We start from the raw sequence: 21,461 nt of genomic DNA, 5'->3' as shown, positions 1-21,461 counted from the left end.
CGGCCGCCGCGCACAGGTCATTCGGCCGACGTCACCATGGAAGCCCAGGCGCCCGAGAACCGCTCGACTCCGCGCCCGTGCTTGTGGCTGTGCCCGCGCCCGTGGTGCTTGTGGCTGGGCTTCGCCCCGTGCTGCTTGTGCTCGTGCTTCGACGCCGAGGGCTTGTGATCGGGCTTCGACGCCGCAGGCTTCTTGCCAGGCTTCGACGCCGAGGGCTTGTGATCGGGCTTCGACGCCGCAGGCTTCTTGCCAGGCTTCGACGCCGCGGGCTTCTTACCGGGCTTCGGCGCCGCAGGCTTCTTGCCAGGCTTCGACGCCGAAGGCTTGTGATCACGCTGCGGCCCGGGACCCTGGTGACCCTCCTCCGTCGGCTGATTCTGCTCGTCTTCGGTCGACTCCTCGGCCGGCGAGGTCGCAGGCGAGTCCGACTGCGAATCGGCTTGGGAGTCCGACTGCGGGTCCGCCTGGGAGTCCGACTGGGAATCCGACTGCGGGTCCGCCTGGGAGTGGGACTGGGAGTTGGACTGCGAGTCCGACTGCGTATCGGACTGCGTGTCGGACTGCGGTCCGCCGGGCGGGGCGACCCACGTGACCACCGCGGTGGCCTGCGCGGAAGCCGTCGCCGAGGCCACCGCGGAGACCTGGTACGGACCGTCGTCGTCATCGGCGAAGCCGGTGCCGGCGCCAAGGGCGGACAGTCCCGTGACCACGGCGGCCACAAGCGCTGCGCGCTGGAATGTGCGCATGGTTGACCCTTTCTCACCTGAGCACAAATGCTCACTTAATCGACTACTCAGCGTGAGAAATATAGGCACAGAAGGTAGTAATCTGTGATCAGGTGGCGGCGGGTTCGGCGGACGCGTCGATGCCGATCACGCGGCGCCGGCGTCCGCCGGCCTCTTCGAGCGACCGGAATCCGGCGACCATGCCCACCTGCGTGCACCCGGTCACCCAGCACACGGCCACCGTGTCGAAGAAGACGCCCGACTGCCGTTCCTGGGCGGCGACCTCGTACGCCCAGCCGCACCTCGGCCCCGGCTGCGGCCGGCGGACCGCCGGACATGGGTGTGGCCCGCACCCCCCGTACGAGTGCGGGCCACGATCAGGGCCCGGTCCGTTCCCGGACCGGGTACAGACCGGGTGCCGCTCAGGCCTGCCACGGCCAGCGGGTGTCACGGGCCGCTTCGAGCAGGGGCACCATCCGGAAGGCCGCGTCCGAGAGGCCGCCGAACGTGTGCCGGTTGCCCGTGCCCGACGGTCCGTGGCCCGGCCGGTAGCCCTCCAGGTTCCAGGTGTAGACGGGCACGTGGGCCGGGATCTGGGCGGTCGGGTCGCCGTGCCGGTTCGGGGCGTACTGCTCGTCGGTGACGATCAGCACCCGGTCGTGCTTCGTGTAGTGCCGGCGCACCGCGTCGGTGGTGTCGGTGCCGCCCAGGTTGCCGAAGCGCTCCAGGATCCTCAGCACCGACTCGCCCCGGCGGAACGGCACCTTGTTGCTGGTCGTACCGAACTCGACGAGGTCGGCGTCAGCCGCCCGCAGCGCGAGCGCGGTGCCGAAGATCGCCGCCGCGTCGGCCCGGGTGAGCTCCGAACGGTCACGGGAGGGCGCCCAGAACATCGAGCCCGACCGGTCGACCAGCACCAGCGTGCGGCCCGGCAGCGCGGGCACGTTGGCCAGCGAGTGACCGAGCGCCTGCTCCAGCGGGTACGACCAGCGCAGCGACGGCGCGTGCCGGTGGGCGGCGAGGTAGCGGAACGGGAACTGCCGCGAGCGCGCCACCTGCTCCGGGTCGCTGATGCGCGCGGCGACCCGGGCCGCCACCTCGTCGGACACACCGGCCTCGTCGAAGTTGCGCAGGTTGCGGACCAGCGCCATCGCGCCCATGGAGGGGATCACGGCCTCCCAGGCCGCCCTGTCCATCGGGCCCTGGAGCCAGCCGGCCAGCGCCTCCCAGGTGAGGCCGGCCGCCGCGAGCCGCTCGGCGCCCCCGGGTGAGGTGACGACCGCACGCCGCTCGGCGACGGGCAGCGCCATCAGCTCGCGGTGCCCGGTGAGCACCGGGAGGGACGCGGGCGGCACGGCGGTGTCCGGGTTGTGCCGGCGGTCGAGGGCGTACCGGAACAGCTCACCCTGCCACGGCTTGTCCGGGTCCGGTGCCGCGTGCACCAGGTTGAGGATGTCGCCGAAGCGGTAGCCCTTGGACGCCGTGTCGTACTTCAGCAGCGACTTGGCGTGGTAGAGCCGGCGTACGGCGTCGGCGACCCCGCGCTTGACGGGCTTGGGGACGGCGCGGCCGTACGTCGACGTCCAGTACGCGAGCAGTTCGCCGGGCTCGTCGGGGCGCTGCAGCACCGCGTCCACGACCTGTCGGTTCGACGGACCGTCGGTCGCGCCCGCCGCCAGACGCGCGTGCACGTACTCGGCGGCGCCCACGAGCGAGGCGGTCCGCAGGTGCCCCTCGCCACGCAGCCAGCCGAGCAGTCCGGCCGTCCAGTCCGGGTCGGTGACGGCGAGGTCGCGCACGAGCCGGGCGAACCGGTCGTCGCGGTCGGCGCCGGACTCGTAGAAGGTGTTCTGCGCGAAGTGGGAGACGGCGAGCAGGAACAGCTCCGAGCGCGGATCGCGCTCCTGGCCCCGGCCGCCCTCGTAGGTCCGCAGGATCCGGCCCGTCGAGGTCACCGCCGACTTCGGCTGTGCCCTCGTGGTCCGTGTGTTGAATCGCGCCATGGTGAATTCCCCCGAATTCTTTTCGCTTTCGGAGGGAGGCGCAACAAAAGGAGGGCGTCCGAGGTCGAAATCGACTGCGGTAGCTGTAACTGGCGCGTCTTCCGTTCCGCCACACCGACCCTGAGTCGATGACGGGATTCGAACCCGCACGGGTTTCCCCACCAGCCCCCGAAGTAACCGCTGCCTGCGCACCGGGCACCCACCATGAGCTGCGCCTCCCCGAGATCACATGCTTCGCACCGGGAGGTGCATGAAGTTGTGGTGTCCAGAGATCGAGGTCGGCGGAACCGACGTAGGTGCTCTAACCCCTGAGCTACACCGGCCAGTTGTACCGGTGGCGGGACTCGAACCCGCGGCCGCCCCATTATGAGTGGAAGTAGGTCCTGCCTTCGCACCTGGACGTGCATCACTGTAGGAGGGCGGCCGCGAGTGGGGCGAACGAATTAATCGGCGTGCGGGGTTCAGCCGCGTTTCTGCCGCTTCCAGGGCCCGGTGACGGCGAGCATGATGCCGGGCGTCTGGATGTTCGCGAACAGGGTCCTGCCGTCGGGCGAGAAGGTGACGCCGGTGAACTCGCTGTATTCCGGGGCGTCCTCGGTGCCGATGTTGAGTTCGTTGCGGGCGATGGGGTAGGTACGGCCGCTCTCGGTGGCGCCGAACAGGTGCTGCACGCCCTCGCCGTCCTCGGCGATGACGAGGCCGCCGTACGGGGAGACGGTGATGTTGTCCGGGCCGTCGAAGGCGCCGTCGGCGGCCGGATCCGGGTTCACGCCGAACAGCACCTTCAGGGTGAGGGTGCGACGCCCCGGGTCGTAGAACCAGACCTGGCCGTCGTGCTGGACCGGGCTCTCCGCGCGGGCGAAGGAGGAGACGATGTAGGCGCCGCCGTCGCCCCACCACATGCCCTCCAGCTTGCGGGCGCGGGTGACCTGGCCGTCGGTGAACTGCTTGCGGGTGGAGACCTGCCGGGCGTCGCGGTCGGGGACGTCCACCCAGTCGACCCCGAAGACGGTGCCGGTCCTGGTGGCGCGGGACAGGTCGTCCACGAACCTGCCGCCGGAGTCGAAGCACTTGAAGGCCTGGAGGCTGCCCGCGTCGTCGGCGAGGGTGCGCAGCCTGCCGTGGCCGTGCCGGAAGCCCTCCGGCGGGGTCCAGCGGTAGAGCAGGCCGTTGGGCCCGGACGCGTCCTCGGTGAGGTAGAGGTGGCCGCGCCGGGGATCGACGACGACGGCCTCGTGGGCGTAGCGGCCGAGGGCCTTGACGGGCTTCGGGTCGCGGTTGGCACGGCGGTCCTCGGGGTCGACCTCGAAGACATAGCCGTGGTCCTTGGTGAAACCGTTCCTGCCGGCCTTGTCCTCGGTCTCCTCGCAGGTGAGCCAGGTGCCCCACGGGGTGCTGCCGCCCGCGCAGTTGGTGGCGGTGCCGGCGATGCCCACCCACTCGGCGACCTCGCCGCCACGGCGGACCTCGACGACGGTGCAGCCGCCGGCCGCGGCCGGGTCGTAGACGAGGCCCTCGGCGAGCGGCACGGGGTGCGGCCACTGGGCGCGGGCGCCGGCCAGTTCGTGGTTGTTGACGAGGAGCGTGGTGCCGCGCGGGCCCTCGAAGGCGGCGGTGCCGTCGTGGTTGGAGGGTGTGGACTCGCCGGACTCCAGCCTGGTCCTGCCGCTGTAGGTGACGATCTCGTACGTGAAGCCCGCGGGCAGGGCCAGGATGCCGGCCGGGTCGGGGTGCAACGGGCCGTAGCCCACGCCGTGGTGGCCGCCGTGCGCCGGCTGCGCCTCGTCGCTGTCGATGTCCGTCGCGGCGAGGGCGTTCGGCGCGGTGGCCAGCGCGCCGACACTGCCCGCCAGGGCGACCCCGGCACCGGTGATCGCGGAGGTTCTGGCGAAGTCCCTGCGGGTGAGCGACATGGTGTGTCTCCTGAGACGGTGGGAGTGCCGTGGAGGGTGGCGGACCTCGGTTCGGCGCACACGCTCCCGCCCGCTTCTGAACGGCAGTTGAACAACGCCCTACTTCGGCGGCCCGTGTTCAAGAAACCGTATGCACCGCCCCATGGGAAGCCCAAGCACCGGCCATCCGCGATGTCCCGTCCGTCGCAAGGGCGCACCCGGGACCCGCCCACCCGAAGGCAGCGGGGCGGCACCGGACCGGACCCACCGCGGCCCGGCACCCCCATCGACCCACCCACCGCGCGCCACGACCACACCCCGGCGCGACCCGGCACCCCGTCGGCTCACCCGCCGTACCGCGACCGCGCCCCGGCGCGACCCTGCACCCCCGTCGGCTCACCCGCCCTGCTGCGACCGCGCCTTGAACGCCGCCTTCCGCGCCTCTTTCGCCACCTTCTTGTCCGGGTGCAGCCGCCCCATCGCCTCCAGCACATCGGCGGTGGCCGGGTGCTCGACCCGCCAGGCCGCGGAGAAGAACCCGCCGTGCTGCGCCGCCAGCCCCTCCACCAGTGCCTGCAGCTCCTCGGAGTTGCCCTCGGCGGCCAGCTGCGCGGCGACCGTGTCGATGGTCAGCCAGAACACCATCGCCTCGGACGGCGCCGGGATCCCCGCGGCCCCCCGTTCACTCAGCCACACCCGGGCCAGACCGCCCAGCTCGGGATCGTCCAGCACCTCCCGCAGCGCCGGCTCCGCCTCCGCCCCCACCAGGGTCAGCGCCTGCTGACAGCGCAGCCTCCGCAGCGGCGCGCCCGCGTCGGCACCACGGGCCGCTGCCAGCAACTCCCGTGCCGCGGCCAGGGCTTCCCGCCGCGCCAGCCACCGCTCGGTCTCGGCGCGGGCGGCCGCCTGCCCGTATCCCGCCGTCCCGTCGAACAGCGCGTCCGCGCCCTTGTCGGAGAGTTCACCGACGGCCGGTGCCTGGAATCCGGCCTCCCTCAGCCGCGCCCGCAGCCCGTACACACCGAGCGGGGTGAGCCGGACCATGCCGTAGCGGGAGACGTCGGTGTCGTCCACCGGCGTGGCGGGCTCCTCGTCGGCGTCGGCCATGAGGGCTTCGTCGACCGGCTGGTACTCCACGACCCCGACCGGTTCGAGGGCGCGGAACTGGTCGTCGAGCCGCATCATCGCGTCGGAGACCTGCTCCAGGACGTCGTTGGTGGGCTCGCCCATGTCGTCGGGGACCAGCATCGAGGCGGCCAGAGCGGGCAGCGGAACCGGACCCTCGCCGGGGCCGTCCTCACTCACCGTCAGCAGATAGAGGTTGCCGAGGACGCCGTCGAGGAAGTCGGCCTCGGACTCCGGGTCCCAGTCGAGTGACGAGAAATCGATCTCGCCGCCCTCGTCCAGGGCGTCGACCAGGTCGTCCAGATCGGGGACGCTCGCGTCGGCGATGACGGTCTCCAGCGCGGTGAGCCACACGGCGAGCACATCGGCCGGGGAACCCGCGGTGAGCAGTTTCAGCTCCTCGCCGGCCCGGACGGTCCCGGCCTCCTCGTCCACGATCTCGACCAGCCCGGCGTCCAGGGCGACCCGCCAGGCCTCACTGGCGTACGCGGCGGCGTCGTCGCCGCTCAGTCCGAGCAGTTCGGCGGCGGCCGGAAGCTGGTCCTCGGCCAGTCCGCCGCCGGCGTCCACGCGGGTGTCGGGTCCGGCCCAGCGGGCGAGGCGGGCGGCACGGGAGAGCAACGGCGTGGACAGCGCGGCCCGCGCCAGCTCCGCTTCGGGGTGCAGCCGTACGGGCGGCAGGGGGGAGCTGTCTGACATCGGCTGGTTCTCCTCGGACCGTGAAACGGGCTCAGCCGCTCAGCCTAGACGGATTTCCACCCATGCCGCCCGGTTCATCTCCCCGTCAGCCCTCGTACATGGCCGAAACCTTGACAACTCCCGCCGCCAGGCAGGAGATTGACGCGCGTAGAAGTTGGGGGGACAACTGTTCACTCGGCTCTATGCGTGTCACGGAGGGCTACGACCCCCACACGCTCCCGTTCCACCCTCGTCCCGGCGTTCACGTATGTCCCCGGAGGGAACCCTTGCCGAGCAGGTCTTCCGCGCGCCTCGCCGCGCTCACCGTCGCCGCCGTCTGCAGCGCCGCTTCCGCCGTCGTCCTCACCTCGCCCGCGCACGCCGACTCGGTGCGCGTCCATGACATCCAGGGCACGACCCGGATATCCCCGTTCGCCGGGCAGAAGGTGACGGACGTGCCCGGCATCGTCACGGCCACGCGCACGTACGGCTCCTCCAAAGGCTTCTGGATCCAGGATCCGACCCCGGACGACAACCCGGCCACCAGCGAAGGCGTGTTCGTCTTCACCAGCTCCGCGCCGAAGGTCGCGGCCGGCGACTCGGTGACGGTGACCGGAACGGTCTCCGAGTTCGTCCCGGGCGGCGCCTCCTCGGGCAACCAGTCGGTGACGGAGATCACCAAGCCGACGGTCACCACCGTCTCCACCGGCAACGCGGTCCCGGCGCCGGTCGTGATCGACGAGGACTCGGTGCCGGACGAGTACGCCCCCGCCGGCGACACCGCGGCGAACGGCTCCATCAACGGCGCGGCCCTGGACCCGTCGGCGTACGCCCTGGACTACTACGAGTCCCTGGAGGGCATGAACGTCCAGGTCGCCGACACCCGCGTGGTCACCGCGACCGACCCGTACAGCGAGCTGTGGGTCACCGTGAAGCCGTGGGAGCACCGCAACCGCCGCGGGGGCACGGTCTACGGCTCCTACGACGCCCAGAACACCGGCCGGCTGCAGATCCAGTCGCTGGGCGCGACCGCCGACTTCCCGAAGGCGAACGTCGGCGACACCCTGGAGGGCACCACCACCGGCCCGCTGGACTTCAACCAGTTCGGCGGCTACACGCTGGTCGCGAGCCGGCTCGGCACGCTGCAGAGCGGCGGCCTGGAGCGCGAGACCACGCGGAAGCAGTCACGTGGCGAGCTGGCGGTGGCCACCTACAACGTCGAGAACCTCGACCCGTCGGACAACACGTTCGACAAGCACGCCGCCGCGATCGTGAACAACCTGCAGTCGCCGGACATCGTGTCCCTGGAGGAGATCCAGGACGACAACGGCGCCAAGGACGACGGCACGGTCGACGCGAGCGAGACCGTGAACAAGCTGATCGACGCGATCGTCGCGGCGGGCGGCCCGAAGTACGACTGGCGCTCGATCAACCCGGTCAACGACCAGGACGGCGGCGAGCCGGGCGGCAACATCCGCCAGGTGCTCCTGTTCAACCCCGAGCGGGTGTCCTTCGTGGACCGCGCGGGCGGCGACTCCACCACGGCCGTCGGCGTCACGAAGGTGCACGGCAAGGCCGAGCTGACGGCGTCGCCGGGCCGGATCGACCCGACGAACGCGGCCTGGTCCAACAGCCGCAAGCCGCTGGCCGGCGAGTTCGTCTTCCGCGGCAAGACCGTGTTCGTGATCGCCAACCACCTCAACTCCAAGGGCGGCGACCAGGGCCTGACGTCCCAGTACCAGCCGCCGGTGCGCAGCTCGGAGATCCAGCGCCACGCCCAGGCGACCGAGGTGAACGCGTTCGTCAAGAGCATCCTGGACGTCCAGAAGAACGCGAACGTCATCGCGCTCGGCGACATGAACGACTTCGAGTTCTCCGAGACCGCGAAGATCCTGGAGGGTGACGGCGAGCTGTGGTCGGCGATCAAGTCGCTGCCCAGGAGCGAGCGTTACACCTACGACTACCAGGGCAACCAGCAGGTCCTGGACCAGATCCTGATCAGCCCGGCGATCCGGCGCGGCTGCGACTTCGACTACGACAGCGTGCACGTCAACTCGGAGTTCAACGACCAGATCAGCGACCACGACCCGCAGGTGCTGCGCTTCCGCCCGTGACCCGGGCGCTCAGGACCGGCTGAACACGCCGTTCAGCCAGTCCTGCCAGGCGCTCTCGTTCACCTGGGCATCGGCGTCCGGCGCGAAGTCGTGCACGCTGATGCCCAGCGGGGCGCCCCAGTGACCGCGGCCGAAGAAGCGGATGAGGGCGTTGTCGGTGCGCAGCCCGATGAAGTACGGGTTCCGGTAGTCGACCACGGCGTCCAGGGTCCGCCCGCCGGGTCCCCGGACGCTCGCCTTCGTGCCGGCGGCCGCGTCGTCCGCCAGCCCGAGGGCGTGCCCGACGGCGGCGAGCGCCTGCGTCGTCGCCGAGCTCGCGGGCCCGTTGAGCTGGGCGAAGGTGACCGGACGGGGCGCGAAGTGGGTGAGGTACTCACACAGGGTGTGCAGATAGAAGTTGGTGTGCTTGCTCGCACCGTCGTACTGGTTGTTCCAGTCGTCCGTGAAGATGCCGCTGTGGACGTAGCGAACCCAGGCCCGGCGGCCCTCGTCGCGCGGCTCGATGGTGTAGTCCAGCTGGTTGACCGACTGGACCGGGAAGCCGACGTCCTCACTGCGGTTGGTGTAGCGGTGGGGCGGATCCCAGGCGGTGACCGTCGACCCGAAGGGCCCCTGGCCGCCTTCGCGGGGCTCCGGCGGGTCCATCGGCCACAGATAGCCGCCGGTGCCGGTGGTGACGGCCTCCCAGACCTCCTCCGGAGGTACGTCGACCTCGAACTCGCGGACGATCTCGAATTCCTTGGACATGGCGGAGCTCCTGCTCACTGTTCCGGTGCGGGGGTGGGCGGCTGGTCCTTGACCGTGGGGTGGAGGGCGACGACGATCCGGTGGTCGCGGCCGTCCTCGACGTCCGGGGCGTCGTACTTGCGGATCAGCGCGCTCACGCCCGCCGTCAGCTCCTGCACGAAGGCCGCCCGGTCGGCGGCGGAGGCGAAGCGGACCTGGCCGTCCAGGGCGTAGGTCGCCAGTCGCTTGCGGGCCTTGGCCGCGCCGGAGATCAGCGCGCCCACGTCCCGCACCAGGCGGGCGCCGAGCGCGAGCAGCCAGCGCGCGGACAGCTGGTCGCGGAAGCGGTCCGGGTCCGGCTGTACTGCGGGCAGGGCCGCGGGCGAGATGACGTACGACGCGGCCGTGGCGCGCATCAGCCGCTCGGTGACGTTGCCCTTGCGGCGCTCTCCGGCCAGCTCGACCAGACCGTGCCGCTCCAGCGCCTTGAGGTGGTAGTTCACCTTCTGCCTGGGCAGTCCGACCTTGCCGGCCAGCATCGCCGCCGAGGCGGGTTCGGCGGCCAGCTCGGCGAGCAGCCGGGCCCGCACGGGGTCCAGCGACACGGCCGCCGCCTCGGGGTCCTCGATCACGGTCACGTCCAGCATGCGTCCACCCTCCCACCGAAAACTTTTTTTGTCCAGACAGACAAAGTAATCGGTGAGAGGGTGGCCCCGAAGCCGCCTTCAGTGGTGACGCAGCCGGCGCCAGGCGATGGCGGCCGTCACCGCGGCCGCGCCCAGCACACCCACGGCGAGGACCGGCCCCGGGTGACGCATGCCCCGGCGCACCGCACCGCGCAGCGGCTGCGGAACGGCTTCCTCCACGGCGTGCCCCACACGCCCGGCGCGCCCCTGCACCACATGCCCGGCCTGCGCGGCCCGCCCCTGCACCGCATGCCCGGCCTGCGCCGCCCGTCCCTGCACCGCGTGCCCGGCCTTGGCGGCCCGCCCCTGCACCACATGCCCAGCCTTGACGGCCCGCCCCTGCATGTCGTGTCCCGCCTGCGCGGCACTCACACGCAGCTGTACGGTCATGGCGCCGGCCTTGTCCTTCAGGTCGGCGGCCCGCACCCGGGCCCGCTCGGCGACATCCGTCTTACCGACCAACTGGGCGACGGTGTGCCCGAGTTGGTGTCGTGCCTGCTCGATCTGCTGCCGCAGCTCGTCGGGCCCCTTGGCGCCCGAGCCGTGCGGGATCCTGTGCCTCATCGGTGTGCCCTTTCCCTGATCACGTCGACGTCCGCGCCGCGCCCCCCGAGGCCGGACACGGCGGGAGGGGACGCGGCGGGTGGTGTCCGCCCGCGGCGGCCGGCGGAAACGCCGGGTGCCCCGGGGAGGAACAGTGCGCCGGACCGAGGACGGACACCACCCGGCGCGGCACCGACTCACAAACCACCGTAGGCGCGACCTCGCCCACACCGCACCCGCACGGGAGCCGCCGCAGGCACCCACCCCCACACGGCACCCGCACGGCCCGCCATAGGCATCCACCCACACACCCGCACGGACCACCGCAGATGCGGGTACCCCGGCCGAGGCCCACCAATCCGTCACCCCCGCCCCACTCCCCCGTTCCCCCGCTCGCCGAGCCGCGCGAGTTGGCTCTGGAACCAGTCGAGGCGCGCCTGCAACAGCGCCGCCTCGGCGACGAGTTCGGGCACACCCGGCTCCGCCGCGTCCGCCGACTCGGCGGACGGGGCTCCCGTACCGCCACCCCGCACCCCCACCCGCAGCCCCTCCCCGGCGAGCCGGGCGAAGCCGGCGAGCGAGAGGGACGTACGGCCCCGCACACAGCCGGCGCAGACCGGGGCGAGGGCGAGCCAGCCCGGCCTGCCCCAGCCGGCGTCGGCCAGGCCGACGGCGGTGGCACCGCAGGCACACGGACCGGCGGTCGCCGTGCGCACCCGCTGCCGGGCGTAGCGGAAGCCGCGCTCGAAGCGGATGTAGGCGCCGAGCACGGAGACCTCCAGCAGGAGCGCCGTCCGGTGCTCGGCGGTGCACAGCATGGCCTCGGCGGCACCCCGCTCATGGACGCAGTGGAACCCGCAGTCGCACAGGCGCGCGGGCGGGCGGTGCCGCCGTCCGTAGACACAGGAGGCGTCGTCGAGCACGCCGTAGGGCAGCGCGCCACCGAGCGACACTCCGGTGAACCCGGCCCGGGTGCCGTCCTGGGACAGCACCGGGTGGGCGATCTTGTATCCGGTCGGCGGCTCCGTCGGCCGTTCCGCCGGGAGCCGCAGCCTCATCGGGCGGCCGGGACCTCTTCGCGGGCCGGTTCGGCCGGCTCGGCGTGGACGGTCTCCTCGGGAACCGGGATCTCCTCCTCGCGAACGGGCTGCCGCTCCTCGGCGACTCCGGTGGCCAGTGCCTTGCCGAGCTTCATGGTGCCTCCCATGACTGACGACGTAGGTGACCCTCCGGCCATAGTGACCCATGAGGGGCCGAGTTGGACACACCGACTACGGCCACCCCACGGCCACACCCCAACCCATCAGCAACACTTACCAATACGACGTAGAAGAATTAAGTAGAGCTTCACCAAGGGGGTGCCGAGACTACTCCCATGACGAGCACAGGCACCACCTCCCAGCGCCCCTTCGGCCGGACCCTCTGCGCGATGATCACGCCGTTCACCGCGGCGGGGGACATCGACCTGGACGGCGCCCGGGAGCTGGCCGCGTGGCTGGTGGCCGAGGGCTGCGACGGCCTGGTGCTGAACGGCACCACCGGCGAGTCCCCCACCACCACGGACACCGAGAAGGCAGAGCTGGTCGCGGCCGTCCGGGACGCGGTCGGGGACCGGGCGTCCCTGGTCGCGGGCGTGGGCACGGCCGACACCCGGCACACCGTCGAGCTGGCGCTCGCGGCGGGGAAGGCGGGCGCCGACGGGGTGCTCGTGGTGGCGCCGTACTACAGCAAGCCGCCGCAGGAAGCGGTGGAGGCGCACTTCCGGGCGGTGGCCGACGCGAGCGGCGTGCCCGTCATGCTGTACGACATCCCGGGCCGCACCGGCACCCGGATCGAGTCGGAGACCATGATCCGCCTCGCCGGGCACCCACGGATCGTGGCCGTCAAGGACTGCTCGTACGACTTCCTCGGCACCCAGAAGGTGCTGGCCCACACGGACCTGGCGTACTACGCGGGCTGCGACGAACACGTGCTCGCGCTGTCCGCGGTCGGCGCCGCGGGCTGTGTGAGCACGGTCGCGAACGCCGTGCCGGGCCACATCGCCGCGATCCTCGACGCCTTCGACGCGGGCGACACCGCAGGCGCGACGGAACGGCAACTGCGGGCCACGCCGTTGATCGAGGCGATGATGGGCGCGGGCCTGCCGGGCACGGTCACCGCCAAGGCGCTCCTCGCCCGTCTTGGCCGGCCCGCGGGCCCGGTGCGCGCACCGCTGCTGCCCGCCGGCCGGGAGGCGGCCGACGGGCTGTGGGCGCGGTACGAGGCGCTCACCGCGGGCTGATCAGCGGCGGGCGAAGACGGGCTCCCAGGGCTCCACCAGGTCGGTGGGCTCGGCGGGCTTCTGGACCCCGCTGAGCGGTACGACCTTGTCGCTGCCGATCGTGACCAGCACGAGCTGGGGCCGGTACTCCTCCTCCAGGCTCGTCACCCGCTCCCAGGCGATGAGGTGCTTCTCGTCCGCCCAGGCGAGCAGATGGCCGCCGCGCACCTTGGTGATCTCCTTGCCCGTGCGGGGATCACGGACGGAGGAGTAGGACCTGCCGGGACGGCCGCCGACCTCCTTCGTCAGGCCGAGGGCGGCGAGCCTGCCGCTCGGGGACAGGCGCGCGGGGACGTCCGAGCGCAGGTACTTCTCGTTCGCGGGCGCGGCGACCTCGTCGCCCTTGAGGTCGTAGAACTGCTGCAGGCCGTCCCGGCCGCCGATGCGCTGCCCGTACACCAGTTCACCGGTACGGCTGAAGGCGAAGTCCGCGCGGGAGTTGATGTCGCGGCCGGACGCGACCGGGCTCCAGGAGCCGGCGCCGGAGGCCACGTCGAGGTCGTAGAACCCGGACCGGCTCGACTCGCCGAACCTGACCCCCCACATCCACCCGTCCCTCTTGCCTTTGCCGCGGAACAGCTTCTCCCTGACGCGCAGATCGGGGTTCTCGTCGTACGTCGTCGCGACGAGCCGGGTGCCGTCGTACGAGAACGCGAGCCCACCCACCCCGTGCCGGACCGGGATCCACCGCTCGACCTTCCGCGTCGCGAGGTCGAGCAGGCCGATCCGGTGGGCGGGCAGGTCGCGCTCCAGCACGGCGGCGGTCCTCAGACCCGGAGCGACGGCGACGAAGGACCAGCGGGAGTCCTTCTCGTACTTCCCGGTCTTCGGGTCGAGCAGCCAGTAGGTACGCGCCGAGACGGCCCGCCGGTCGGTCTGCGGCTGGATCTTCGCCGTGTAGTAGGCGGCCAGTACGGCGTCCCCGGCGCCGATCAGCTCCCGCGGCGGCGACTGGTCCGGGTGGGCCTGCACCTCACCGGAGCCCACCGTTCCGGACGGCCGTACGTGGTTCTTGTGGCCGGAATCCAGCAGCGGCCCGCCCACGGCGATCGCCACCACGGCGGCGGTGGCCAGGGCGACGGACGCCACCCGGCGGGTACGGCGGCGCCGGCGGGCGCCGAGCACCCGGTCGGCGAACCCCGGCGGCGCCGGAGGCTGCTGCACGGCCTGCTCGCGCAGCGCGTCACGCACGAGTTCCTCGACGTTCACGGGCGCACCTCCACGGGCGAGAAGTCACGGGACGGCTGGGGCTGCCGGGGAGCCAGCGCCGCCAACTCGGGGGCCAGCTCGCGGAGTCTGGCCAGGGAGCGGTGGGTGGTGGACCGTACTGTGCCCACGGAGCAGCCCAGGAGCCGGGCCACGTCGGCCTCGGGCAGGTCCTCGAAGTAGCGCAGCACCAGCACGGTGCGCTGGCGGGCGGTGAGCCGGGACAGGGCCGTGCGCAGCACGAGCCGCAGCTCGGCGGCGCCCGAGGTGTCCGGACTGTGCCCGGCGCCGCTCTCCGGCGGCTCGGCGACCATGACCTCCCGCCGCCGCCACTTCAGCCGCCAGCGGCTGATCTGCTGCCGGTACAGGATCCGCCGGACGTAGGCCTCCGGCTCGTCGATCCGCTGCCAGCGTCCGGCCGCCTTGACCAGCGCGTTCTGCAGCAGGTCCTCGGCGGCGTGCCGGTCGCCGCCGGCCAGCAGGACGGCCGTCTTCAACAGGGCCGTGGATCTGCCGGCCACGAACTGTCGAAAACTCTCCTGCGCCTCGGCATCCATCGTCACCTTCTCTTTCCCCCGGGCCCCTCGGTGTCCGGGCCCTGCACCCCTCCTGACGCGCCGGCCGGGCGCACGCTATGCCTCGCCCCGCGAGAAATTTCCGGCGGGCCGCCGTCTCCCCTGCCGTACGGTGGCTCCGTGAGCCGCCCCCTGCTGTTCCTGGACGTCGACGGCCCCCTCAACCCGTACGCGGCCCAGCCGGAGGGCCGGCCCGAGGGCTATACGACGATCCTGGTGCCGCTGGACTCCCGGCGTCCGCTGCGGGTGTGGCTGAACCCGGCCCACGGCCCGGCGCTGCTCGGGCTCGGCTACGACCTGTGCTGGGCGACGAGCTGGATGGCCGAGGCCAACATCTGGATCGCCCCGGTCGTCGGCCTGCCCGAGCTGCCGTACGTCGACTTCGCCAGGGGCCTGTTCGCCGAGCGCCCCGACGGGGTGCACTGGAAGACGGAGGCGATCGTGGCGCACGCCGGGGGCCGCCCGTTCGCCTGGGTGGACGACGAGCAGAGCCCGGCGGACACGCGGTACGTCCGGGCCCGCCACCCGGGCCCCGCCCTGCTCCGTCACGTGCATCCCGGGATCGGCCTGCGCGACGCCGACTTCACCGCGCTCCGCAAGTTCGCCTCCGCCCTGCCCGGCTGACCCAGCCGGCCCGCGCGGACGGCGTCGGGGAACACGCCGGTGGATGACCCTGCGTGAAGGACGGGTGCCCGCTTCGTAGCATGAACCGATGATCACATCCGACGGACAGCGTCCTCGGCAGCGGCGCGAGCGGCAGAAGGCGGTGGGCCGTCACCGCCTGCTCGCCCTCGGCCTGGCCGGGACCGGTGTGGTGGTCGTCGCGGCGTTCGTGTTCCGCGCCGGCTCCGGTGGCGCAGCCTCCATCGGCCCCGCCCGGACCCCCCTGCGGACGAAGGGGATCACGGCGTCCGGTGCACCGGCGCCGCCGCGCCCCATGGGCGACGTGCGGATCGCCGCCGTGGGGGACATCGTGATGGGCTCGCTGCCGGACGACCTGCCGCCGGACGGCGGCGCCTCCTTCTTCGACCCTGTCGACGATCTGCTCGCCGGCGATGTGGTGCTCGGAAACCTGGAGGGCACGCTCACCACCGGCGGCTCCAGCAAGTGCGACGACATCGGCGGCCCGAACTGCTTCGCGTTCCGCGCCCCGCCGTCCTACAGCCGCTGGCTCAAGAAGGCCGGGTTCACGGCCATGAACATGGCGAACAATCACGTCGACGACTTCGGGGCGGAGGGGCGGCGCGATACGTTCGCCGCCCTGCGCTCCATGAACCTGCAGTTCACCGGCCGCCTCGGCCAGATCACCATCCAGCGGACACACGGCATCCGGGTCGCACTGATCGGGTTCGCTCCCGACCAAGGGGCGAACGACCTCACGGACATCCCCGCCGCACAGCGACTCACCGCCCGCGCCGCAAAGATGGCGGACATCGTGATCGTCACGATGCACGCCGGCGCGGAGGGCTCGGACCGCACCCACGTGGAACCCGGCACCGAGTACTTCCTCGGCGAGAACCGCGGCGACAGCTACCGCTTCAGCCGTGCGGTGATCGACGCGGGCGCCGACCTGGTCGTGGGCAGCGGCCCGCACGTGATGCGGGGAATGGAGTTCTACAAGGGCCGGCTGATCGCCTACAGCCTGGGCAACTTCACCGGCTACAAGGTGCTCGGCCTCGGCGGCACTCTCTCCACCAGCGGCGTGCTGCAGGTCACCCTCCGCGCCGACGGCACCTACGTGTCCGGGCGCCTGCGCCCGACCCAGATCGTGGAGCCCGGCACGCCGGAGCCGGGCGGCGAGGCGATCGACCTCGTCTCCAGCGTCTCGGAGGAGGACTTCGGCCCGCACGCCGCCCACATCTCGGCGGACGGCACGATCCAGCACCCGTAGCGGGACCCGCGGACGACGACCCCGCCGGGGCCGCCCCTCAGACCCACAAGACCTGCCACCGACAGCTCGGCAGCAGGTCAGGGCGTTGACTGACAAGGTGGCCGCAGTTCACGGCCACCATGCGTCAGTTGTGGCTGTGCAGGATGTCGTTCAGGCCGCCCCAGACCGCGTTGTTCGGGCGGGCCTCGACCTTGCCGCTGACCGAGTTGCGGCGGAAGAGGATGTTGGAGGCGCCGTTGAGCTCGCGGGCCTTGACGATCTGGCCGTCGGGCATGGTGATGCGGGTGCCCGCGGTGATGTAGAGGCCGGCCTCGACCACGCACTCGTCGCCGAGCGCGATGCCGACGCCCGCCTCGGCGCCGATCAGGCAGCGCTCGCCGATGGAGATGATCACGTTGCCGCCGCCGGACAGGGTGCCCATGGTGGAGGCGCCGCCGCCGATGTCGGAGCCGTTGCCGACCACGACGCCCGCGGAGATCCGGCCCTCGACCATGGAGGTGCCGAGCGTGCCGGCGTTGAAGTTGACGAAGCCCTCGTGCATGACGGTGGTGCCCTCGGCGAGGTGCGCGCCGAGGCGGACCCGGTCGGCGTCGGCGATGCGGACGCCCTTGGGGGCGACGTAGTCCGTCATGCGCGGGAACTTGTCGATCGAGGTGACCTGGAGGTGGAGGCCCTCGGCGCGGGCGTTCAGCCGCACCTTCTCGATGTCGTCCACGGCGACCGGGCCGAGCGAGGTCCAGGCGACGTTGGCGAGGTGGCCGAAGATGCCGTCCAGGCTCTGGCCGTGCGGCTTGACCAGGCGGTGCGAGAGCAGGTGCAGGCGCAGATAGACGTCGTGCGCGTCGAGCGGCTTCTCGTCGAGGGAGGCGATGACCGTACGGACCGCGACCACCTCGACGCCCCGGCGGGCGTCCGGGCCGGTCGCCGCGGTGGCGCCGCCGCCCAGCAGCTCCGCCGCCTGTTCGGCGGTCAGCCGCTCGGTGCCGGCCGGGCCGGGCTCCTCGACCAGCTCAGGGGCCGGGAACCAGGTGTCGAGAACGGTGCCGTCGGAGGCGATGGTGGCGAGGCCGGCGGCGACGGCGCCGGTGGTACGGGAAGCAGACTCGGTCATGGGAGAAAACCTAACGTGAGCGGGGTCGTGAGGGCGAACCGCGTCTCACGTGCCGGGCGCGCCTTCAGGGGATCAGCCGAGCCAGCGCGGCGCGGGCGTGCTCCACGTCGTACGAACCGCCGGTCAGCAGCACCTGGAGGCAGATCCCGTCCAGCAGCGCGAGCAGGGCGCGGGCCGTGACCGGGTCCGTGCGCCGGGTCAGCAGCGCTGCCGCGTCCTCGGTCCACTCGGCGGCGACGGGGCGCAGCGCGGGCCGGCGCAGCGCCGCCAGATACAGCTCGTACTCCAGCTCCACGCCGGCGCGGTCGCCGCCGAGCCACTCGCCGAGGGCGTCGGCGAGGTCCGCGGCGAGGTCCCCGCTGTCGCCGTCCGGGGGCAGTCGCTCGGCCAGAACCCTGGCGAAGTTCTCGTTCACCTGCCGCAGCGCGGCCACCATCAGCTCTTCCAGGGTGGCGAAGTGGTACGTCGTGGAGCCGAGGGGGACGTCGGCCTCGGCGGCGACCGAGCGGTGGCTCAGGCCGGCCATGCCGTCCCGGCCGACCACGCGGACCGCGGCGTCGATGATGCGCCGGCGCCGGTCGGGGTCGTAGCGGCGGGGCATCAGTGGCTCGCCCCGCCCAGGTTCAGCACGACCACTCCCCCGATGATCAGCAGGATCCCGCCCACCTTGGCGACGCTCAGCCCCTCGCCGAACAGCAGCAGGCCGAGGACGGCGATGGTCGCGGTGCCCACCCCGGCCCAGATCGCGTACGCGGTGCCGATCTGGACGGTCTTCAGCGTCTGGGCGAGCAGTGCGAAGGAGACGAGGTAGCCCAGAGCCGTCACGAGCGAGGGCCAGAACCGGCTGAACCCCTCGCTGTACTTCATCGCCGTGGTCGCGGCGACCTCGGCGGCTATGGCGCCGGCGAGTGTCAGATATCCCATGTGTACGAGCGTACACAACGGGTGCGTACGGTCGTACACAACCGCGTCGGCGCACACGAGAAGGGGCCGCGGCGTGCTGCCGCGGCCCCTTCTCGCAGGCTCTGTCTCAGACGTTGAAGCCGAGCGCCCGAAGCTGCTCGCGACCGTCGTCCGTGATCTTGTCGGGGCCCCACGGGGGCATCCAGACCCAGTTGATGCGCAGTTCGTTGACGAGGCCGTCCGTGGCGGACTTGGCCTGGTCCTCGATGACGTCCGTCAGCGGGCAGGCCGCGGAGGTCAGGGTCATGTCGATCGTCGCGATGTTCGCGTCGTCGATGTGGATGCCGTAGATCAGGCCGAGGTTGACGACGTCGATGCCCAGCTCGGGGTCGACGACGTCGTACAGCGCCTCGCGGAGTTCTTCCTCCGAGGCCGGCTTCATCTCAGCGGTCTCGCTCATGCCGTCTTCCTTTCGGCGTCGGCGCCACCCAGCGCCTGGGCCGTCGCGTCCTTCCACGCCATCCAGCTCAGGAGGGCGCACTTGACCCGCGCGGGGTACTTGGAGACACCGGCGAACGCGACCGCGTCCTCCAGGATGTCCTCCATCGCGTCGTCCGGCTCGATCCTGCCCTTGGACTGCATCAGCTCCAGGAAGGTCTCCTGGATCTTCTGCGCCTCGGCCAGGTCCTTGCCGACCAGCAGCTCGTTCAGCACGGAGGCGGAGGCCTGGCTGATGGAGCAGCCCTGGCCCTCGTACGAGACATCCGCGATCTTCGTGCCGTCGTACTTCACGCGGAGGGTGATCTCGTCGCCGCACGTCGGGTTCACGTGGTGCACCTCGGCGTCGCCATCCCTCAGACCACGCCCGTGCGGGTTCTTGTAGTGGTCCAGGATGACTTCCTGGTACATCGAGTCCAGCTTCACTGTGTCAGCTCACGCCTCTCAGCCGAAGAAGTTCCGTACGTGCTCCAGCCCCTCGACCAGTGCGTCGATCTCGGCCGGCGTGGAGTACAGATAGAACGACGCTCGCGTGGTCGCAGGAATTCCGTAGCGGAGGCAGACGGGACGGGCGCAGTGGTGGCCGACGCGGACCGCGATGCCCTGTTCGTCCAGCACCTGGCCCACGTCGTGCGGGTGGATGTCGCCGAGGGTGAAGGAGATCGCCGCACCGCGGTCCTCGGCCGTCGTCGGGCCGATGATCCGCAGGTCCGGGACCTCGCTCAGCTTCTGCACCGCGTACTCGGTGAGCGCGTGCTCATGGGCGAGGATCTTGTCCATGCCGATCGACTGGAGGTAGTCGATCGCCGCACCCAGGCCGACCGCCTGCGCGATCGGCGGCGTGCCCGCCTCGAACTTGTGCGGAGCCGGGGCGTACGTCGAGGAGTGCATCGAGACGGTCTCGATCATCTCGCCGCCGCCCAGGAACGGAGGAAGGTCCTCCAGCAGCTCCTGGCGGCCCCACAGGACGCCGATGCCGGTCGGGGCGCACATCTTGTGGCCGGTGAAGGCCACGAAGTCGGCCTGCAGGGCCTGTACGTCCAGCGGCATGTGCGGGGCGGCCTGGGAGGCGTCGATGCAGACCAGCGCGCCGACTTCCTGCGCGCGGCGCACTATCGCCTCGACCGGGTTGACCGTGCCCAGGATGTTCGACACCAGCACGAAGGAGACGATCTTCGTCTTCTCGGTGATGATCTCGTCGATGTTGGAGAGGTCGAGCCGGCCGTCGTCGGTCAGGCCGAACCACTTCAGCTTCGCGCCCGTGCGCTGCGCGAGCAGCTGCCACGGCACGATGTTGGAGTGGTGCTCCATCTCCGTGATGACGATCTCGGTCTCGTGGTCCACCCGGTAGGGCTCGTCGGCCCAGCCGAGCATGTTCGCCACGAGGTTCAGCGATTCGGAGGCGTTCTTGGTGAAGATCACCTCGTCGCGGCTGGGCGCGTTGATGAACGCGGCGACCTTGTCGCGCGCGCCCTCGTACAGCGCCGTGGCCTCCTCGGCGAGCACATGCACACCGCGGTGGACGTTGGCGTTGTAGCGCTCGTAGTACTCGCTCAGGGCGTCCAGTACCTGGCGCGGCTTCTGGCTGGTCGCCGCGTTGTCCAGGTACACGAGCTTCTTGCCGTCGTGGACGACTCGGTCCAGAACGGGGAAGTCCTTGCGGATCGCCTCGGTGTCGAGGAGGCCCGGCAGCTGTGTCACGCGGATGCGCCACCCTTCACGTATGCCTCGTAGCCCTCGTTCTCCAGCTTGTCCGCGAGCTCGGGGCCGCCGGACTCGACGATGCGGCCGCCGGCGAAGACGTGGACGTGGTCGGGCTTGATGTAGCGCAGGATGCGCGTGTAGTGCGTGATCAGCAGGGTGCCGACCTCGCCGGTCTCGCGGACGCGGTTGACGCCCTCGGAGACGATGCGGAGCGCGTCGACGTCCAGGCCGGAGTCGGTCTCGTCGAGGATCGCGACCTTCGGCTTGAGCAGCTCCAGCTGAAGGATCTCGTGGCGCTTCTTCTCACCGCCGGAGAAGCCCTCGTTGACGTTGCGCTCGGCGAAGGACGGGTCCATGTTGAGGCGCTCCATGGCCTCCTTGACCTCCTTCACCCAGGTGCGCAGCTTGGGGGCCTCGCCGCGGATGGCGGTGGCGGAGGTGCGCAGGAAGTTGGAGACCGAGACGCCGGGGACCTCGACCGGGTACTGCATCGCCAGGAACAGGCCCGCGCGGGCGCGCTCGTCGACGGACATCTCCAGGACGTCCTCGCCGTCGAGCAGCACGGTGCCGCTGGTGATCGTGTACTTCGGGTGACCCGCGAGCGAGTAGGCGAGGGTCGACTTGCCCGAGCCGTTGGGGCCCATGATGGCGTGCGTCTCGCCCTGCTTCACGGTGAGGTCGACGCCCTTGAGGATCTCCTTCGTGGCGTTGTCGGCCTCGACGGTGACGTGCAGGTCTCGGATTTCAAGCGTTGCCATGGG

22 protein-coding genes and 1 pseudogene are annotated in these 21,461 nt (G+C 71.5%); 4 read left to right on the top strand and 19 right to left on the bottom strand.

The annotated features are described in order from the left end of the window. Positions 1–17: 17 nt before the first annotated feature. The 5 genes and pseudogenes from IE244_RS31835 to IE244_RS31815 all read right to left on the bottom strand — a co-directional run bounded on the left by IE244_RS31835 (position 18) and on the right by IE244_RS31815 (position 6,444). Positions 18–746, bottom strand: coding sequence for a hypothetical protein (locus IE244_RS31835; RefSeq protein WP_191877046.1), 729 nt, complete (start codon positions 744–746; stop codon positions 18–20). 91 nt (positions 747–837) lie between these two features. Further along, positions 838–1,020, bottom strand: a pseudogene (locus IE244_RS31830) (1-aminocyclopropane-1-carboxylate deaminase); the annotation flags it as partial. 127 nt (positions 1,021–1,147) lie between these two features. After that, positions 1,148–2,728, bottom strand: a complete 1,581-nt coding sequence (locus IE244_RS31825) for a TROVE domain-containing protein (RefSeq protein WP_191877045.1) — start codon at positions 2,726–2,728, stop codon at positions 1,148–1,150. A gap of 461 nt (positions 2,729–3,189) precedes the next feature. Then, entirely contained in the window at positions 3,190–4,641 is a 1,452-nt protein-coding gene (locus IE244_RS31820; RefSeq protein WP_191877044.1) for an alkaline phosphatase PhoX, read from the bottom strand. A 375-nt stretch (positions 4,642–5,016) separates the two neighbouring features. Then, entirely contained in the window at positions 5,017–6,444 is a 1,428-nt protein-coding gene (locus IE244_RS31815) for a hypothetical protein (protein ID WP_191877043.1), read from the bottom strand. A gap of 266 nt (positions 6,445–6,710) precedes the next feature. Here IE244_RS31815 and IE244_RS31810 point away from each other — a divergent pair, with 266 nt between their 5' ends. Beyond that, the gene (locus IE244_RS31810; protein ID WP_191877042.1) at positions 6,711–8,537 is read left to right on the top strand and encodes a DUF8508 domain-containing protein; all 1,827 of its coding nucleotides are present in this window, start codon (positions 6,711–6,713) and stop codon (positions 8,535–8,537) included. Between the two features lie 9 nt (positions 8,538–8,546). Here IE244_RS31810 and IE244_RS31805 read toward each other — a convergent pair whose 3' ends face one another. The 5 genes from IE244_RS31805 to IE244_RS31785 form a co-directional block, all read right to left on the bottom strand. Then, a complete protein-coding gene (locus IE244_RS31805) occupies positions 8,547–9,284 on the bottom strand; it encodes an SRPBCC family protein (protein ID WP_191877041.1) in 738 nt (245 codons plus the stop codon). Positions 9,285–9,298: 14 nt separating this feature from the next. Then, entirely contained in the window at positions 9,299–9,910 is a 612-nt protein-coding gene (locus tag IE244_RS31800) for an ArsR/SmtB family transcription factor (RefSeq protein ID WP_191877040.1), read from the bottom strand. Positions 9,911–9,988: 78 nt separating this feature from the next. Next, positions 9,989–10,513: a DUF3618 domain-containing protein gene (locus IE244_RS31795; RefSeq protein ID WP_191877039.1), complete on the bottom strand. Its 525-nt coding sequence runs from the start codon at positions 10,511–10,513 to the stop codon at positions 9,989–9,991. Positions 10,514–10,854: 341 nt separating this feature from the next. Beyond that, entirely contained in the window at positions 10,855–11,550 is a 696-nt protein-coding gene (locus IE244_RS31790) for a hypothetical protein (RefSeq protein WP_191877038.1), read from the bottom strand. After that, positions 11,547–11,699 carry a hypothetical protein gene (locus IE244_RS31785; protein WP_191877157.1) on the bottom strand — a complete coding sequence of 51 codons (153 nt, stop codon included), beginning with the start codon at positions 11,697–11,699 and terminating at the stop codon, positions 11,547–11,549. Before IE244_RS31785 ends, IE244_RS31790 begins: the two co-directional genes overlap by 4 nt. Positions 11,700–11,867: 168 nt before the next feature. On the opposite strand from IE244_RS31785, the gene dapA reads away from it, so the two are divergent. After that, positions 11,868–12,773 (top strand): 4-hydroxy-tetrahydrodipicolinate synthase, encoded by a 906-nt coding sequence (gene dapA, locus IE244_RS31780; protein WP_191877037.1) that lies wholly within the window; start codon positions 11,868–11,870, stop codon positions 12,771–12,773. On the opposite strand, the gene IE244_RS31775 is transcribed toward dapA, so the two are convergent. Next, complete coding sequence (locus tag IE244_RS31775) at positions 12,774–14,021, bottom strand: YncE family protein (protein ID WP_191877036.1); 1,248 nt, start codon at positions 14,019–14,021, stop codon at positions 12,774–12,776. Continuing rightward, positions 14,018–14,575, bottom strand: coding sequence for a SigE family RNA polymerase sigma factor (locus tag IE244_RS31770; protein ID WP_191877149.1), 558 nt, complete (start codon positions 14,573–14,575; stop codon positions 14,018–14,020). The genes IE244_RS31775 and IE244_RS31770 overlap by 4 nt, the downstream gene beginning before the upstream one ends. A gap of 138 nt (positions 14,576–14,713) precedes the next feature. Between IE244_RS31770 and IE244_RS31765 the strand changes: the two genes are divergently transcribed. Together IE244_RS31765 and IE244_RS31760 are read left to right on the top strand one after the other, a co-directional pair. Beyond that, the gene (locus IE244_RS31765; protein WP_191877035.1) at positions 14,714–15,217 is read left to right on the top strand and encodes a hypothetical protein; all 504 of its coding nucleotides are present in this window, start codon (positions 14,714–14,716) and stop codon (positions 15,215–15,217) included. Positions 15,218–15,305: 88 nt separating this feature from the next. Beyond that, positions 15,306–16,484 (top strand): CapA family protein, encoded by a 1,179-nt coding sequence (locus tag IE244_RS31760; RefSeq protein WP_191877034.1) that lies wholly within the window; start codon positions 15,306–15,308, stop codon positions 16,482–16,484. Positions 16,485–16,608: 124 nt separating this feature from the next. Here the strand turns inward: IE244_RS31760 and dapD are convergent, their stop codons facing one another. The 7 genes from dapD to sufC all read right to left on the bottom strand — a co-directional run bounded on the left by dapD (position 16,609) and on the right by sufC (position 21,458). Further along, positions 16,609–17,595 (bottom strand): 2,3,4,5-tetrahydropyridine-2,6-dicarboxylate N-succinyltransferase, encoded by a 987-nt coding sequence (gene dapD, locus IE244_RS31755; RefSeq protein ID WP_191877033.1) that lies wholly within the window; start codon positions 17,593–17,595, stop codon positions 16,609–16,611. A 64-nt stretch (positions 17,596–17,659) separates the two neighbouring features. Then, positions 17,660–18,196 carry a TetR/AcrR family transcriptional regulator gene (locus tag IE244_RS31750; RefSeq protein WP_191877032.1) on the bottom strand — a complete coding sequence of 179 codons (537 nt, stop codon included), beginning with the start codon at positions 18,194–18,196 and terminating at the stop codon, positions 17,660–17,662. Continuing rightward, positions 18,196–18,519, bottom strand: coding sequence for a DMT family transporter (locus tag IE244_RS31745; protein WP_031166060.1), 324 nt, complete (start codon positions 18,517–18,519; stop codon positions 18,196–18,198). The genes IE244_RS31750 and IE244_RS31745 overlap by 1 nt, the downstream gene beginning before the upstream one ends. Positions 18,520–18,625: 106 nt before the next feature. Then, positions 18,626–18,958: a metal-sulfur cluster assembly factor gene (locus tag IE244_RS31740; protein ID WP_031166063.1), complete on the bottom strand. Its 333-nt coding sequence runs from the start codon at positions 18,956–18,958 to the stop codon at positions 18,626–18,628. Further along, complete coding sequence (gene sufU / locus IE244_RS31735) at positions 18,955–19,422, bottom strand: Fe-S cluster assembly sulfur transfer protein SufU (RefSeq protein WP_031166065.1); 468 nt, start codon at positions 19,420–19,422, stop codon at positions 18,955–18,957. Before sufU ends, IE244_RS31740 begins: the two co-directional genes overlap by 4 nt. An 18-nt stretch (positions 19,423–19,440) precedes the next feature. Further along, positions 19,441–20,697 (bottom strand): cysteine desulfurase, encoded by a 1,257-nt coding sequence (locus IE244_RS31730; RefSeq protein WP_031166068.1) that lies wholly within the window; start codon positions 20,695–20,697, stop codon positions 19,441–19,443. Continuing rightward, complete coding sequence (gene sufC / locus IE244_RS31725) at positions 20,694–21,458, bottom strand: Fe-S cluster assembly ATPase SufC (protein ID WP_073892537.1); 765 nt, start codon at positions 21,456–21,458, stop codon at positions 20,694–20,696. Before sufC ends, IE244_RS31730 begins: the two co-directional genes overlap by 4 nt. Positions 21,459–21,461 lie beyond the last annotated feature (3 nt).

The organism is Streptomyces filipinensis (assembly GCF_014649495.1).
GTDB lineage: Bacteria > Actinomycetota > Actinomycetes > Streptomycetales > Streptomycetaceae > Streptomyces > Streptomyces filipinensis.
The sequence above is the reverse complement of the archived record's forward strand: the minus strand, read 5'-3'. Positions and strand labels throughout refer to the sequence as shown.

Bases quoted from the DNA above. Each gene is read 5' to 3' on its own strand.
- IE244_RS31835 (WP_191877046.1), bottom strand. From the start codon at position 746: ATGCGCACATTCCAGCGCGCAGCGCTTGTGGCCGCCGTGGTCACGGGA.
- IE244_RS31825 (WP_191877045.1), bottom strand. From the start codon at position 2,728: ATGGCGCGATTCAACACACGGACCACGAGGGCACAGCCGAAGTCGGCG.
- IE244_RS31820 (WP_191877044.1), bottom strand. From the start codon at position 4,641: ATGTCGCTCACCCGCAGGGACTTCGCCAGAACCTCCGCGATCACCGGT.
- IE244_RS31815 (WP_191877043.1), bottom strand. From the start codon at position 6,444: ATGTCAGACAGCTCCCCCCTGCCGCCCGTACGGCTGCACCCCGAAGCG.
- IE244_RS31805 (WP_191877041.1), bottom strand. From the start codon at position 9,284: ATGTCCAAGGAATTCGAGATCGTCCGCGAGTTCGAGGTCGACGTACCT.
- IE244_RS31800 (WP_191877040.1), bottom strand. From the start codon at position 9,910: ATGCTGGACGTGACCGTGATCGAGGACCCCGAGGCGGCGGCCGTGTCG.
- IE244_RS31795 (WP_191877039.1), bottom strand. From the start codon at position 10,513: ATGAGGCACAGGATCCCGCACGGCTCGGGCGCCAAGGGGCCCGACGAG.
- IE244_RS31790 (WP_191877038.1), bottom strand. From the start codon at position 11,550: ATGAGGCTGCGGCTCCCGGCGGAACGGCCGACGGAGCCGCCGACCGGA.
- IE244_RS31785 (WP_191877157.1), bottom strand. From the start codon at position 11,699: ATGGGAGGCACCATGAAGCTCGGCAAGGCACTGGCCACCGGAGTCGCC.
- dapA (WP_191877037.1), top strand. From the start codon at position 11,868: ATGACGAGCACAGGCACCACCTCCCAGCGCCCCTTCGGCCGGACCCTC.
- IE244_RS31770 (WP_191877149.1), bottom strand. From the start codon at position 14,575: ATGGATGCCGAGGCGCAGGAGAGTTTTCGACAGTTCGTGGCCGGCAGA.
- IE244_RS31760 (WP_191877034.1), top strand. From the start codon at position 15,306: ATGATCACATCCGACGGACAGCGTCCTCGGCAGCGGCGCGAGCGGCAG.
- dapD (WP_191877033.1), bottom strand. From the start codon at position 17,595: ATGACCGAGTCTGCTTCCCGTACCACCGGCGCCGTCGCCGCCGGCCTC.
- IE244_RS31750 (WP_191877032.1), bottom strand. From the start codon at position 18,196: ATGCCCCGCCGCTACGACCCCGACCGGCGCCGGCGCATCATCGACGCC.
- IE244_RS31745 (WP_031166060.1), bottom strand. From the start codon at position 18,519: ATGGGATATCTGACACTCGCCGGCGCCATAGCCGCCGAGGTCGCCGCG.
- IE244_RS31740 (WP_031166063.1), bottom strand. From the start codon at position 18,958: ATGAGCGAGACCGCTGAGATGAAGCCGGCCTCGGAGGAAGAACTCCGC.
- sufC (WP_073892537.1), bottom strand. From the start codon at position 21,458: ATGGCAACGCTTGAAATCCGAGACCTGCACGTCACCGTCGAGGCCGAC.